This is a genomic window from Bifidobacterium sp. POST2/T3 (B1) (assembly GCF_058197115.1).
This window is the reverse complement of the sequence record NZ_JBVPQK010000006.1, coordinates 1-13,272: the sequence shown is the minus strand read 5'-3', so window position 1 is coordinate 13,272 and position 13,272 is coordinate 1. Positions and strand designations below refer to the sequence as shown.

The following is a 13,272-nucleotide window of genomic DNA, read 5'->3' as shown; positions in this document are numbered from 1 at the left end:
CATGGTCCCAACAAACCACGGTGTCTCATCAACTTATTTTGAAGAATGAAGTGGGTCAGGACGAGATGGTCCTGACCCATTAATCAGTGATCGGATAATCTGTAATCTGCACGTGGTGTACAGATGTATATATCAGAGTATGCCCAGCAGCTCGTGGTTTCTGCTGTCCCTTGCGAATACCGGCAGGGTATCCAGGGGGGCTTCTGCGGTGAACGTCTGACCTCCGTCGTACATTGCGCCGTCGCGAAGATCCTGCCACTGCGTAGTCGCGTCTCCCGGCAGGTAGACCTGTCGAGATCTGGCTCCTTCCTCCACTACAGGGGCTACCAGCAGATCAGGTCCGAGCATATATTCGTCGGCGATATCGGAGGCAGCATCGTCATGGGGGAATTCGTAGAACAACCCCCTGATAAGCGGCTGCCCATCCTCGTGCGCCTGAGTAAACAGCTCACGCAAATAAGGGCGAAGATGCTCTCGGATCTTGATGAACTTGACATAGATATCTTCGACGGACTTGCCGTAGCTCCACGGTTCATTGCTCGCTCCGGACGGCAATCGCCGCTCGCCCTGCGCTGTAGTGATAGCGGTCTTGGTGGTCCCATCGGGGTGATGCTGGCTACGGTCACCGTGATTGCGCATGACGGGCGAGAAGCAGGAGAATTGTGCCCACCGCAACAACAGTTCACGGAAGGTGGGATCGTCGATATCGCCATCGTGGAAGCCTCCCAGGTCGGTGGTGAACCAAGGAATGCCGGCCATGCCCATATGGATGGCACAAGTAATTTGCGCTCTGAACGCTTCGAAGGTGGATGCTACATCGCCCGACCATACAAGGGCCCCATATTGCTGGGATCCGGCCCATGCGCATCTGGTGAGGTTGACGATCTGTCCCTGGCGCCCGTAGGCCAGCTGCCCCTCGTAGAATCCCTTGTTGTATTCCCGCGGATACAAATTGGCCGTTTGCTGGGCAGGTCCGGCCCAGTAGCGGTAATTGCCGAAATCGTAAGTACCATACTCTGGTTCGGCTTCATCCAGCCAGAAGGCATCGACACCGACATCGGCATAGTGCTCACGGCATTTCTCCCATACATATTGGCGGGCTCGAGGGTTGGTGGCATCAAAGAACTGGCTGGGTCCCTCGAACATCATGCCGATGTCTTCGCCGTGGTCTGCTCGTACCAGCAGATTCTTGGCTTTCATCTCTGGATAATTTTCAGAAGTCAGTGCTATTTGCGGCCAGACTGACACCATGAGTCGAATCCCCATCTTGTGCAATTCGTTGCTCATGCTGACGGGATCTGGCCAGAATTCGTCTTCGAATCTGAAATCACCCATGTGAGGCCAATGGAAGAAGTCAATGACAATGAGGTCCAGAGGGATATCGCGCTTTTTAAATTCTCTGGCGACCTCCAGCAATTGATCCTGGTTCCAATAGCGAAGCTTGCTCTGCCAAAAGCCAAGACCCCATTCAGGCATCTGAGGAGCATGACCAGTAGCGTCTGCGTAATGGGCCATAATTGAGCGATAATCGGCACCGGCTGTAACCCAATAATCAATCTGTCGAGTGCTGTCCGCCGTCCACTGAGTCTTATTTTTCCCAAAACTGACGGAACCAACGGCTGGGTTGTTCCATAGGAATGCGTATCCACTACTGGAGACGACGAAGGGTATGGAGATTTGCGAGTTCCTGTGGGCGAGTTCGAGAGTGCAGCCTTTCAGATTCATGATGTTCTGCTGATATTCGCCCATGCCATACAGACGTTCGTTTTCTGGAGGCACGAATGTTACCTTGACCTTGTGGTCGCCTCCCGCGATGGGAGTGAAAGAACGCGCTCTTAAATTCAGGGAGCCGCCATCGTTCATCTCACTGAAGAGCAGCCTGCCGTCGGTGCGCCAAAAGCTGAGCAGGCACTTGTCGGTATAACCGTTGCCTGTGTCAATGCCGCCCGAAGCCTGCGCCTTGACCATTAAAGATCCGTTGATTATGGTGGCCTGTCCCCGTTGGTCATCGATGCTTATGTGCACCGCGTTGGCAGGCTCGTGGTGGTCGCGTAAAAGCGCCCAGTCCGGGTCTTCAGGTTCGTGCATCTGCGAGGATCGGACGCGTATCGAATCTGTTCCCCAGGGCTCGATGCGAAGGTATTCACCGTCGCCTGTCCACTTCAGAGCTTGGCCGTCGATAGTAAATGTTGAATGTTGCATTGATTCGGTACCCTTCCAACTGGTTGATTCACCTTTGAGATCAGTCCTTTATCGCACCTGCTGCGACTCCCGCAATGACATATTCCCGTGCGACCATCAGCAGTATTGCGGTTGGCGCCGAAGCCAGAACAGCTGCAGCCATCAATGGTCTCCATTCCGGATTCTGTACCCTATAAAATTATAAAGGCCCATCGTGAGGGACGCGCTCCAAGAGGCTGAGATGGGGCAATGACTGCAGACCTTGATGATAGGCATGACAGTCAGAGGACCTGGGGACGTTCCGCTTGAGCCAGAGCACGGCCGTGGGCGATCACAATCTTCCGACCGTGCTTGCGCCTGGACCGCTCAGTCGATCAGGCCCTCCAGCTGGCGGCGGTTGATCAGGGAGGGGATGACGCCTTCGTGGGCGACGCTGAAGCCGGCGGCCAGATTAGCAATGTGGGCGGCTTTGTCCAGGGAGCATCCGCTGCACAGATAGGAGGCCAGGGCGCTGATGAAGGCATCGCTGGCGCCGGTGTCGTCGATTGCTCGGGTCTCGTGGGCCGGGAAGTCCTTGTGTCCGCTGGCGGTGACCAGGGTGCAGCCGTGCTCGCCCAGGGTGATGATGACCTTGCCCACCCCGCCGTTGATGAACTGTTTCGCCTTGTCCACCACGGATCCTGGTCCGGGTACTAGGGTGTTCAACTCGTTCAGATTCGGGATCAGGATGTCGATTGAAGTCAGCAGGTCTTCAGGCAGGTGGTCGCAGGATGACGGTTTGACGATGGTGGCGGCCTGGTGGTGCTTGGCTGTTCTGCATGCCTCGGCGACGGTATCCATGGGAATTTCTGTTTGGATCAGGCAGTAGCCGGCGTTCCGGAAGATCTGATCGCGCTCGGTGATGTCGTCCGGGGTCAGAGACTCGTTGGCGCCTGCCACCAGGGAAATCATCGACTCGCCCTTGCTGTCGACGAAGATGTAGGCTTTGCCCGTGTCCGCGCCGATGACTCTGCGCACACCGGTGGCATCCACATGGGCTTGTCTCATGGTTTTGTAGATGTAGTCTGCGGCCGGATCACTGCCGACATTGCCGATCAGGGAAACTTGATGCTGCAGCCTGGCTACGCCTACCGCCTGGTTGGTGGCCTTGCCGCCCGGTGTGGAGGCGAAGTTTCTGGTCGTGGTGGTCATGCCCGCCTTGGGCAGGTTGGGGGCGGTCAGGTAGGTGTCCACGTTGATGCTGCCGACTACCACGATCTTCTTGCATTGCTGGTCTGGGGGCCGGCCGACAGTCTGCTCGCCGTCCAAGGCGAAGGTGTGCTCGAAAGCCTCGCTTGGATGGGATTCATGTTCGATGGCGTGGATGATCCGTCGGCACAGGTAGGTACCGAAGTCGGCATTGCGCATGACGTAGGACGATATCTCCGGGCTGCCTGGGTAGCGCAGATGCACGTTGGTGTCGTTCATCAGGGAGACCAGGGAGAGGTCCTGGGGCAGGCGGTAATGCATGGATTCGGCGAACTGGAGGAATTCCAGGGCATGGTGATAGTGGGATGCCACGATTCCGGTGACCTGCCGGTTCTCCAGCACCTGGGTCAGGTCCTCGCCGATGGTTTCCAGGACCATGTCGGTGTGGTACTGGAGGTTGTGGTCGAACAAGCAGCGTCGATAACCGTGCAGGAAGCTCTGGGTCCGCCTGCCCGGCGAGAGCAGACAGGCGATGCTGGTGTGGTGGCGCTTGATCAGCTCTTCAGTAAGACTGTATGCAGCCTCCTCATAGGGCATGAGCGCGGTCCGGTCGTCTCCCAGGGGTCCAATGGTCAGTTCGGGGATCCCTTGTGCTTCGATCTTGCCTTTCAAGGCCAGGCTTGTGCGGTCGATCGGCTCCCAGACCATACCATCCACTCGATGTTCCAGAGCTGCCAGGATGTTGCGTTCCTCCTGGTCGTGATTGCCGTAGCTGTTGAAAACCAGGGTGCCGTACCCCGACTTTTGTGCCTGCTGGATGATCCCATCCAAAGTGGAGTCCATGGAGATGGATGAGCTCAGCAGGACTCCGATTCTCCAGGTGGTGGTGTTGGGTTTGTGGGATCCGTAGGGCGTGTAGTGGTACTTCCTGACCAGTTCAAGGACCCTGTCGCGCGTGGCGGCTGTGATGCTCGCGTCCCTGTGATTCACGATCTTGGAGACCGTCGATGTGGATACGCCGGCAAGCTGAGCAATGTCCTTGATGTTCATGTGGTTTCCTGTCCTCCTCATCTTTGACGCTCCGGCGAACGGCTCTGTCGACCTGTTGGATCTAGCGAATCAAGCTTACCTGAGAGATCGTCATCGGAGGTTTCGCATTTGACACCCCATCCGGCTGTTGATAGTCTCAGTCAATGAAAGTTGTTTACTAAAGTGGTTTCTCAAAGCGGTGATGCGGATCTGGCTGTGAGCGACGGCCATCTGCAGAAATCGACATTCAAGGACCAAAGGCGGTACGGATTATGAGCGCGCGATCGGTATGGAGAGGAATCACTGCGCAGTTTTCGACGAAATCCTTGGTGCTGATACCCATCGCAGTGGGCATCAACCTCATCGGCGGGACTCTGAGCTCTACCCTTAAACTGCCGCTTTTCCTGGACACGATCGGCACCACGGTCATCGCCTGTCTGTCCGGTCCCTGGGTGGCTGCCCTGTGTGGACTGCTGACCAACGTCTTCCTCGCCTTGGTGGCGAATCCGGTCTATCTGCCCTACGCGCTCTCCAGCGTTCTGTGCGGCTTGGTGATCGGATACATGGTCAAGGCTGGACTCTTCAAACGGATATGGGGAGTCGTCCTGGTCTGGCTGGTCTGCGCTCTGGTCAACACGGTCACCGCCTCTCTGATCACCGTGCTCGTCTACGGAGGCGCCACCGGGGTCAATGGCACCTCGGTCCTCACAGCTGCACTGGTGGTGGCTGTGAAGAACATCGTTATCTCGGTGCTCTCCTCCTCCATGTTGGAGAATTTGATTGACAAGGGCATCACTGTCCTGATTGCTTACGTCATTGTGCGTCGAATCCCCAAGCGTTTCCTGAGCCAGTATGCCCTGGACGGTAGCGAGGACCAGGCCGATCTGGACGATTTGGACGACTTGGATGAGGACGAAGACGAGGATGGGCACGAAGCGGCTGGAGCGTCCAGTCAAGAGAGTTCATCGCAGCCGGTGAAGGTCGACATCGGGGCAGAAACTGATCGGGGCTCATCGCCAGGTACCCCCGCGGACTTGGGCTGTGATCATACCCAAGGGTCTGAACGCTGATGCCTGGCCCTGAATCAAACGGGATTCCCGATTCTCCATTGGCTCGCATGCATCCCATGGCCAAGATCGTCGGCGTGTGCTCATTGGGCTTGGCGACCTTGGTTTGGCCGGACTTTACCTTGGGTCTGGGAATCATCGTCATGCTCTTTATCGCAGCGGCTCTGGCTCGGGTGCTCCGGCCCTTCTCGGGCGTGATGCTAGGGTTCGGCATTCCCGTTACGCTCATGCTGCTGTTCATCCAGGGGTGCTACAGCCCGAGGAACACCAAGGTCATTCTTGACCTGGGATTTGCCGAGCTGGGTCTTGAAGGCAGCCTCTACGCGGCCAAAATCGTAGTGACACTTCTGGTCTTCCTGGGGTCCTTCTACCTGACCAATAAAACTACGTATATGGGTCGCCTGGTTGCTGCTCTGACACAGATCGGCGTGCCTTCGAAGATCGGCTACCTGATTCTGGCCAGCCTGAATGTGGTCCCACAGATGCAGCGCAGGATTGCGATTATCGAGCAGTCTCAGCATGCACGTGGCTTGGAGACTGGTGGCGGTTTGATTTCCCGGGCGCGGGCCTTCCTGCCCCTGCTTGGGCCGGTGGTCCTTTCCTCCCTGACGGATTCGCAGGAGCGCGGGATGACCCTGGAGACTCGCGGATTCGGCATCCGGGGAGTGCGGCAGACCAGCTATCTTGAGGTGGTCTGGCGGCGTAGCGACACCGTGATGACCATCCTGTTCACCGTTTTTCTGGTGCTGGCCCTGGTGCTCGCCTGCCTCTCGCGCGCAGGCATGATCACCTTGGCCATCCAGTGGGGAGGTCGGGCATGACCAAGGTCATACGAGTGGAGGACTTCTCCTTCAGATACCGTGATGCCGATCGGACCACCTTGAAGCGGGTGAGCTTCAGCGTCGAACGGGGCAGCTTCTTCTGCATTGTCGGAGCCAATGGATCAGGCAAATCTACCCTGTGCAACGCCTTGGTCGGTCTGATTCCACACTATTTCGTCGGCAAATCCAAGGGAAGCGTCAGGATCAAGGACAGGGACGTAGCCAGTTCGACCATTGCCGATCTGTCCAGACACGTGGGTCTGGTCTTTCAAAACCCTTTCAATCAGCTCTCTTATACGGCCGGGACCGTGGCCGAGGAACTGGCTTTCGGATTGGGCAATCATGGGGTTTCACGTGAAACCATGCATGCCAAGGTGGCTCGGGTGGCTGCTCTTATGCATATCGAGGATCTGCTCGACAAGAACCCTCTGGAGCTTTCCGGCGGCCAGGTGCAGCGGGTGGCCCTCGGCTCGACCTTGATCATGGAACCGGACATCCTGGTTCTGGACGAATGCACGGCCCAGCTGGATCCGCTTGGCAGCGAGGAGATCTTCGACATTGTCAAGCGACTCAACCAGGAGGGGATCACCGTAGTCATGGTGGATCACGATATGGAGCGGGTCGCCCGATGCGCCGACCAGGTCATGGTCCTGGGCGCTGGTCGGGTCCGTGCCATGGGCACTCCCGAGGAGGTCTTCACCGATCCCGAGACCGTGAAGTGGGGAATTGACATACCGGATTACGTCAAGCTCGGCAGAGGTTTGCAGGACGCAGGATTCGATCTGCCGGATCTGCCCGTACGCGAGGACCAGGCGGTACGCATGATTCGGGAGGCGCTGCGATGAAAATCGACCTGGAGCATCTGGAGTACGTCTACCCGCATGGCCATCGTGCCTTGGACGGAGTGAATCTGACCCTCGAAGGTGACCGGCCCGTGGCGCTGATCGGTCAGAACGGCGCCGGCAAGACCACCCTGGCCAAGCATCTGAACGGCATCCTTAGACCGACCGGTGGTCGGATCTTGATTGACGGCGTCGATCTGGCAACGGCGAACACGGCCCAGTGGGCCCGGAAGGTGGGGTACGTCTTTCAGAATCCCGACGATCAGCTCTTTCTGGACAGTGTGCGCAAGGAATTTGAGTTCGGTCCCCGGCAGCTTGGGTTTGATCAGGATCTGATAGGGCGACGTATGGAGCAGGTGGCTGAGTTAGTGGGTCTGGCGGACCGGTTGGACGATCATCCTTTTGATCTGAGCCCTACTGAAAAGAAGTTCTGCGCCATCGGATCCGTCCTCATGATGGATACGGGTGCCGTGGTCTTTGATGAGCCCACATGCGGGCAGGACAAGGCTGGCAATGATCGGCTGGCTGCCATCATCGCCCGTCTGCGGGACCAAGGCAAGCTTAGCATCACGATTTCCCACGACATGAAGTTCGTCACCCGCAACTTCCCCAGGGTTGTGCTCATGCAGCATGGCCGGGTCCTGCTGGATGGCAGCCGCGAGGAGGTCTTCGCCCGGGAGGATGTGCTCAAGCAGGCCTATGTGACGCCTCCGCCTATCACCCGAGTGGCAAGGCAGGTCGGGTTGGAGGGCCCGGTCTTCACCGTTTCAGGCTTTGTCGATGCAGCCCGGCGGGCCAAAGAAGGGGCAGGAATTTGAGTTTGGACACGACAAGAGCAAAAGGAGTGAAGCAATGACCAGACCACTGATCATCGACACGGACCCCGGCATCGATGATGCTGCGGCCATTACGATGCTGGTCGACGAGCCCAGCTTCGACATCAGGCTGATAGCCTCGGTGTCCGGCAATGTGGGCATCGGCCACACCACCAACAATGCCCTGAAGCTGCTGACCTTCCTGGGCAGGCGCATCCCCGTGGCCCGTGGCGCGGCGGCCCCGCTCATGCGTGACAACAGGTTCGCCACCGAAGCCCACGGCAAGTCAGGGATGGGGTCATTCGTCTTTCCCGAGCCGGACACCAGCCTGCTGACCGAGAACAATGCGGTCCTGGAGGAGCGGCGGGTGCTCTTGGAGAGCGATGAGCCAGTCACCATCCTGACCTTGGGTCCTCTGACCAACATCGCCCTGCTGTTGGCCACCTTCCCGGAGGTCAAGGACCACATCGATCGGATTGTCATGATGGGAGGCTCCACCGGACGCGGCAACATCGGGGTCTATGGCGAGTTCAACATCTCCGTTGATCCTGAGGCTGCCAAGATGGTCTTCCGCAGCGGGCTGCCCGTGACCATGGTCGGCTTGGACATCGGCCGCAAGGCCCATCTGGTCGCAGGCGACCTGGACGATTTGGACGCAACCGGCGAAGTGGGCGGCATGGTCGCCTCCCTCTTCCGGTCCTACGACGGCGGACATATCGAGGAGGGGATCAAGATGTATGATCCCTCGGCCGCCATGGTCCTGCTCCAGCCCGACCTGTTCACCATGCGCCAGGCCTTCGTGGATGTCGAGATTTCCAGTCCGCTCACCCTGGGCGCCACGGTGGTCGATTACGACGGCATCCTGGGCGGCAAAGCCAACGCCAGCGTCTGCGTGGACGTGGATGTGGACGGATTCCGCTCCGCCTTTGTCGACAGAGTCGGCCGGGTCCAGCGCCAGTAGCTTCCGCATTGAGAAGAACCGAAAGGAAACTAAGGAAAAATGAGTGAGTCAACTGTCTCCGAGGAGCAGAAGAACGGCATACCCGTTCCCGAGGAGGGGACTCCCGAGTTCGCGAAAATGAACAAGATGGCCCGCGTGGCCATCCCGGTGGTCCTGATCATCTTCACCCTGGGCGTGCTCCAACAGCAGGCCTTCGGCATGATCTACGTGAACATCGGCAAGCAGCTGAACCAGGCCAATCTGGCGCCGCTGATCACCTCACTGCCCGGCATCATCCTGGGAATCGTCTGCGTCATCTACGGATCCCTGGGCGATTTCGTCTCCCTGAAGAAGATGATGATTCTGGGCACGATCGTCTTCGTGCTGGGGTCGATTCTGGGCTGCTTCGGCACCTTCAGCATCTGGATCGTCATCGCCGCCCGTGTGGTGCAGTCTGCCGGTTGGCAGGTTTCCGGTTCCATCTTCCTGGTTCTGGTCTCCAAGTATGTGGAGAAAAAGAAGCGCGTGCTCTGGTACGGCGTCTTCGTCGCGGTCTTCCGCTTCGCCGCCGCCCTGGGAGTCTTCCTGGCCGGCTACATGACCCTGCTTGACTGGCGCTGGCTCTTCGGCGTGGGCATCCTGGCCGTCTTCTTCATTCCTGTTCTGGCCAAGAACCTGCCCGACCAGCATGCCGCTGGCGTCAAGATCGACGGAATCGGCTTCACGCTGATCGGACTGTTCGCCGCTTCGGTGACCATGTTCTTCACCGACATCAACTGGGGCTGGGGCATCGCCTGCATTGTGACCCTCGTTGCATTCGTGGTATACATCAACAAGGCCAGCAACCCCTTCATCACTCCGAAGATGCTGACCAACCCTGCCTTCGCCATGACCATGACCGTCATCTTCGTCGGCTACTTCTTCAGCTACACCCTGAACGCGGGCGTCAACGCCATTGGTCTGAACGTGTACGGCATCGACTCCTCCAAGGTCTCCAACCTGCTGGTCTGGTCCATCATCCTGGCTGGCATCATGGGATTCGCTGCCGGGCCTATCATCCAGAAGATCGGGCGCAAGGCTTCGGTCATCCTGGCCCTGGCTTGCATGGGCGGCGGTCTGATCGCCATCGCTTTCCTGATTCCTGCCGGCAAGATCTGGGCCCTGGCTGTAGCGCCCTGCATCTACTACTTCGGCACATCCTTCTTCTACCAGCCCATCGTTGACACCGCGACCCTGACCGTGGCTCCTGAGGAGTCCGGCCGTGTGCTCGGTTTCAATGACCTCCTGCAGGCCATCACAGGCTCTGTCGGCGTCGCCCTCTTCGGCCAGCTCATGGCCAACGGATCCATGGGTTCGGGTAGCCTGGCCGGCACTGCGCAGGGCCTGGCCTCGACCTACGCCAATGTCTTCATGATCGGCGGCGTGATCATCCTGCTGGGCTTGGTGCTCTTCATCTGCTCCATGAAGATGATCTACAGCCACTCCCGCGTGGCTGAGGACGAGGACTGATCTTCCGAGCTGCTGATTGAGAACCGGGTCTGGGATTTATCCCTGGGCCCGGTTCTTCTCTATAAGTGTGTAGATAGAATTCCGTTGGGCATGATGGGCATGATGGGCATATCTTCCGCAACGCCGTTGGCGGGTGAACAGCTTTCGGTCTAAAAATGTCCGGATTATGGATGCCGGTTGGGCGGTTGCATCCTGGTGCTCTAGCATCGTGGCCATGGAGAAAACGACATCACAGCAGCCCTGGTTGCCCAAGGGTGTCTTCTTCTATGTCGATGCCCGATGGCGTTGATGTTTTAGCCGGTTCTTCTTCTGATTCCTGTATTTACCTCTTTACCTCGGTGTTTGAGGTTGTTCTTGTATTATCTGCGGACATGCTGCCACAGGAAATCCATATCCATGGCGCGCTGAAACGGCATCAGGTGAGGTATCGCTGCCGCTCCAAACCGCAGTACCTGACCTAGGAAGTGCCCTAATGACTATCAACGTAACCATGGAATCCCGCCGATTCTCCAGTGACCTCGATGCTCTGGCCATCTACAGACGGCTGTGCACCAGATATCGGGAGGATCAGCTTTTCCTCCTGGAGTCTCTAAGTGGCCCAGATAAAGACCGGAATCGTTCGGCAATTGGGTTCGAGCCGATGCTGACTCTGAGTGTGACGGACCATGTCATGACCATCGATCCTTTGGGCAATGCTCAACTGACAGGAATCCTGGAGACATTTGGTCGGATCGAGCAGGGGGTGGTCCACCATCCGGCCTCCGACATCAAGGAGGTCTTTGCAGTGCTGAGGCGGTTGGAATCCTCCTTCGTCATCAGCGGTGACCATGAAGGCCCCTTCGGGATGGGCTGGTTCGGCTACTTCGGGTATGACACCATCTTCATGATCGAGGATTTGGAGGAGCGCATACCAAGGGACGCTGCCTTGCCGGTCATATCGCTGACTCTTTATCGGGGAATCATCACCTTGGATCTGAAGGCCGGCGACCACTGCGCTACTTTAATTCATGTCGAAGAGGACACTGCTGAGTGTGGCATTCCAGGGGGCGAGGAAAATTTGCGAGAGTGCGGATCTTCTGCACAGCCTGGTCCACAGATCCAGAATATGGCAACCGAAAGCGGGGAGACCAGGCATGGATCTGCGCTGTTAGAAGATTTGCTGGAGTTGCTGCAATCCGACGCAACGCTGGGGCAAACTTCTGAGTCGGATGCTACTCGTACCGGCATTCAGGGTGGCATTGGGCCGGACTATCCATACGAGGCCCATGACACAATCGATCGGGATCGTTTTTATCAATGGTTTTCCAAGGGCAAGGAGCACATAGCCGAGGGTGATGTCTATCAGCTCCAGCTCGGGCATGAGATCGAGGTGGATTCCCGCATTCCACCCTTCCAGGTCTACCGGCGGCTGCGTCTGCAGGATCCGTCCCCCTATATGTATTACTTCGTGACTCCCCAAGGGGTGCATGTCATCGGAGCCAGCCCTGAGCTTTTCATTGGGCTGACCCCTGATGGCGATATAACCCTGCGGCCCATCGCCGGGACGGTCGGCAATCCCGGAGATGAGGAGGCCCGCCAGTCGGCCATCAGGCAGCTGACCGGCGACCCCAAGGAGCGGGCCGAGCACCTGATGCTGGTGGATTTGGGTCGCAACGATGTAGCCAGGTGCTGCACACCCGAATCCTTGGAGGTGGACCGGCTGATGACCACCGAGGTCTACTCCCACGTTATTCACATGGTCTCGGATGTGATCGGCCGGATCCGGCCTGGCCTGGACAAGTACGACGTCTTCTCGGCCGCCTTCCCCGCCGGTACCATGACAGGAACCCCCAAGGTACGTGCCGTGGAAATCATTGAGGAGACCGAGGTCAGCTCGCGCGGGGTGTACGCCGGGGCAGTGGGTTTCCTTGGATTCGACGGTATGGTCCTGACTGCACTGTGCATAAGGACGGCCTCCTACCATTCCGGCAGCTATCACCTGCGCGCATCGGCCGGGATCGTTGAGGACTCCCAGCCGGAGAGCGAGTGGCAGGAGACCATGAAGAAGATGAGTTCGGCCTACCTGGCCATCACCGGAAAGGAGTTGGCCCATGAGAGTCTTGCTGGTTGATGCCTTTGACAGTTTCGTCTATGTGGTCAAGAACTACGTGGACCTGCTGGGCGCCGATACGACCATTGTCCGGGTGAACCACCTTGCGCAGGTGGATCCGCTCGCTTTCGATGCGGTCATTCTGGGCCCCGGACCGGGTCGTCCGGAGGACTGCGGCTACCTGGAGTTTCTTGATCAGGTGGCAGGAAGGAAGCCGGTCTTCGGCATCTGCTTGGGCATGCAGGCCATCGCGGTACATGCCGGAGCTCAGGTGGTCAGGGCCTCCAGTCGTCAACATGGCAAGGTGAGCGGGATAAGAAACGACGGGAAGGGCTGCTTCAAGGGCCTGCCCGATACTTTCGACGTGACCAGATACCACTCTCTGGTTGCCGATGAGACCTCGGTCAGTCATGTTGCCGATCTGGAGATCAGCGCGCGCTCGCTTTTGGATGGCTATGTTATGGGTCTGAGGCGGGATCGGTCGCTCATGGAGGGTGTCCAATTCCACCCCGAGAGCATCGGCAGCCAGTATGGTCACCAGGTGATCGCCAATTTCTTCCGGGAGTACTGCGGTTCATCTGATGGGGACTGACTCATCAGGCCGGGCCGGGTTCCTCTCCATATAATCTACCGTGCAGTAAGCAGGACTGTGGCTTCTCTTCATCTGTCCTGCAAGATGTTGTGGCGAGGTTCAACTCGGCAACCCATGGCTTGATACTCACATAGTCAGAGGGGTTCGTGTGATCACTCTCTGATTCGTAGGTCAAGAAAGACTGGAGTGGGTTGTCCGC

The 13,272-nt window shown here is 58.0% G+C and carries 10 protein-coding genes and 1 pseudogene; 9 read left to right on the top strand and 2 right to left on the bottom strand.

What is annotated here, in order from left to right; genetic code table 11:
- Positions 1-132: 132 nt before the first annotated feature.
- A complete protein-coding gene (locus AC0AP0_RS00800; RefSeq protein WP_490428893.1) occupies positions 133-2,202 on the bottom strand; it encodes a glycoside hydrolase family 31 protein in 2,070 nt (689 codons plus the stop codon).
- A gap of 345 nt (positions 2,203-2,547) precedes the next feature.
- Positions 2,548-4,419, bottom strand: coding sequence for a PfkB family carbohydrate kinase (locus tag AC0AP0_RS00795; protein WP_490428892.1), 1,872 nt, complete (start codon positions 4,417-4,419; stop codon positions 2,548-2,550).
- A gap of 251 nt (positions 4,420-4,670) precedes the next feature.
- Here AC0AP0_RS00795 and AC0AP0_RS00790 point away from each other — a divergent pair.
- The 9 genes and pseudogenes from AC0AP0_RS00790 to AC0AP0_RS00750 form a co-directional block, all read left to right on the top strand.
- Positions 4,671-5,321: pseudogene (locus AC0AP0_RS00790) on the top strand (ECF transporter S component); the annotation flags it as partial.
- A gap of 146 nt (positions 5,322-5,467) precedes the next feature.
- Positions 5,468-6,286, top strand: coding sequence for an energy-coupling factor transporter transmembrane component T (locus AC0AP0_RS00785; RefSeq protein WP_490428890.1), 819 nt, complete (start codon positions 5,468-5,470; stop codon positions 6,284-6,286).
- Positions 6,283-7,131 (top strand): energy-coupling factor ABC transporter ATP-binding protein, encoded by an 849-nt coding sequence (locus tag AC0AP0_RS00780; RefSeq protein ID WP_490428888.1) that lies wholly within the window; start codon positions 6,283-6,285, stop codon positions 7,129-7,131. Before AC0AP0_RS00785 ends, AC0AP0_RS00780 begins: the two co-directional genes overlap by 4 nt.
- Complete coding sequence (locus tag AC0AP0_RS00775; protein WP_490428886.1) at positions 7,128-7,946, top strand: energy-coupling factor ABC transporter ATP-binding protein; 819 nt, start codon at positions 7,128-7,130, stop codon at positions 7,944-7,946. Before AC0AP0_RS00780 ends, AC0AP0_RS00775 begins: the two co-directional genes overlap by 4 nt.
- Before the next feature lie 34 nt (positions 7,947-7,980).
- Complete coding sequence (locus tag AC0AP0_RS00770) at positions 7,981-8,904, top strand: nucleoside hydrolase (RefSeq protein ID WP_490428884.1); 924 nt, start codon at positions 7,981-7,983, stop codon at positions 8,902-8,904.
- Between the two features lie 39 nt (positions 8,905-8,943).
- Positions 8,944-10,392: an MFS transporter gene (locus AC0AP0_RS00765; RefSeq protein WP_046323515.1), complete on the top strand. Its 1,449-nt coding sequence runs from the start codon at positions 8,944-8,946 to the stop codon at positions 10,390-10,392.
- 266 nt (positions 10,393-10,658) lie between these two features.
- On the top strand, positions 10,659-10,853 hold the full coding sequence (locus AC0AP0_RS00760; protein WP_490428882.1) for a hypothetical protein: 195 nt from the start codon (positions 10,659-10,661) through the stop codon (positions 10,851-10,853).
- Between the two features lie 11 nt (positions 10,854-10,864).
- Positions 10,865-12,502, top strand: coding sequence for an anthranilate synthase component I family protein (locus tag AC0AP0_RS00755; RefSeq protein WP_490428880.1), 1,638 nt, complete (start codon positions 10,865-10,867; stop codon positions 12,500-12,502).
- A complete protein-coding gene (locus AC0AP0_RS00750; RefSeq protein ID WP_490428879.1) occupies positions 12,483-13,073 on the top strand; it encodes an anthranilate synthase component II in 591 nt (196 codons plus the stop codon). Before AC0AP0_RS00755 ends, AC0AP0_RS00750 begins: the two co-directional genes overlap by 20 nt.
- Positions 13,074-13,272: the final 199 nt, after the last annotated feature.

Bases quoted from the DNA above. Each gene is read 5' to 3' on its own strand.
- AC0AP0_RS00800 (WP_490428893.1), bottom strand. From the start codon at position 2,202: ATGCAACATTCAACATTTACTATCGACGGCCAAGCTCTGAAGTGGACA.
- AC0AP0_RS00795 (WP_490428892.1), bottom strand. From the start codon at position 4,419: ATGAACATCAAGGACATTGCTCAGCTTGCCGGCGTATCCACATCGACG.
- AC0AP0_RS00785 (WP_490428890.1), top strand. From the start codon at position 5,468: ATGCCTGGCCCTGAATCAAACGGGATTCCCGATTCTCCATTGGCTCGC.
- AC0AP0_RS00780 (WP_490428888.1), top strand. From the start codon at position 6,283: ATGACCAAGGTCATACGAGTGGAGGACTTCTCCTTCAGATACCGTGAT.
- AC0AP0_RS00775 (WP_490428886.1), top strand. From the start codon at position 7,128: ATGAAAATCGACCTGGAGCATCTGGAGTACGTCTACCCGCATGGCCAT.
- AC0AP0_RS00770 (WP_490428884.1), top strand. From the start codon at position 7,981: ATGACCAGACCACTGATCATCGACACGGACCCCGGCATCGATGATGCT.
- AC0AP0_RS00765 (WP_046323515.1), top strand. From the start codon at position 8,944: ATGAGTGAGTCAACTGTCTCCGAGGAGCAGAAGAACGGCATACCCGTT.
- AC0AP0_RS00760 (WP_490428882.1), top strand. From the start codon at position 10,659: ATGTCGATGCCCGATGGCGTTGATGTTTTAGCCGGTTCTTCTTCTGAT.
- AC0AP0_RS00755 (WP_490428880.1), top strand. From the start codon at position 10,865: ATGACTATCAACGTAACCATGGAATCCCGCCGATTCTCCAGTGACCTC.
- AC0AP0_RS00750 (WP_490428879.1), top strand. From the start codon at position 12,483: ATGAGAGTCTTGCTGGTTGATGCCTTTGACAGTTTCGTCTATGTGGTC.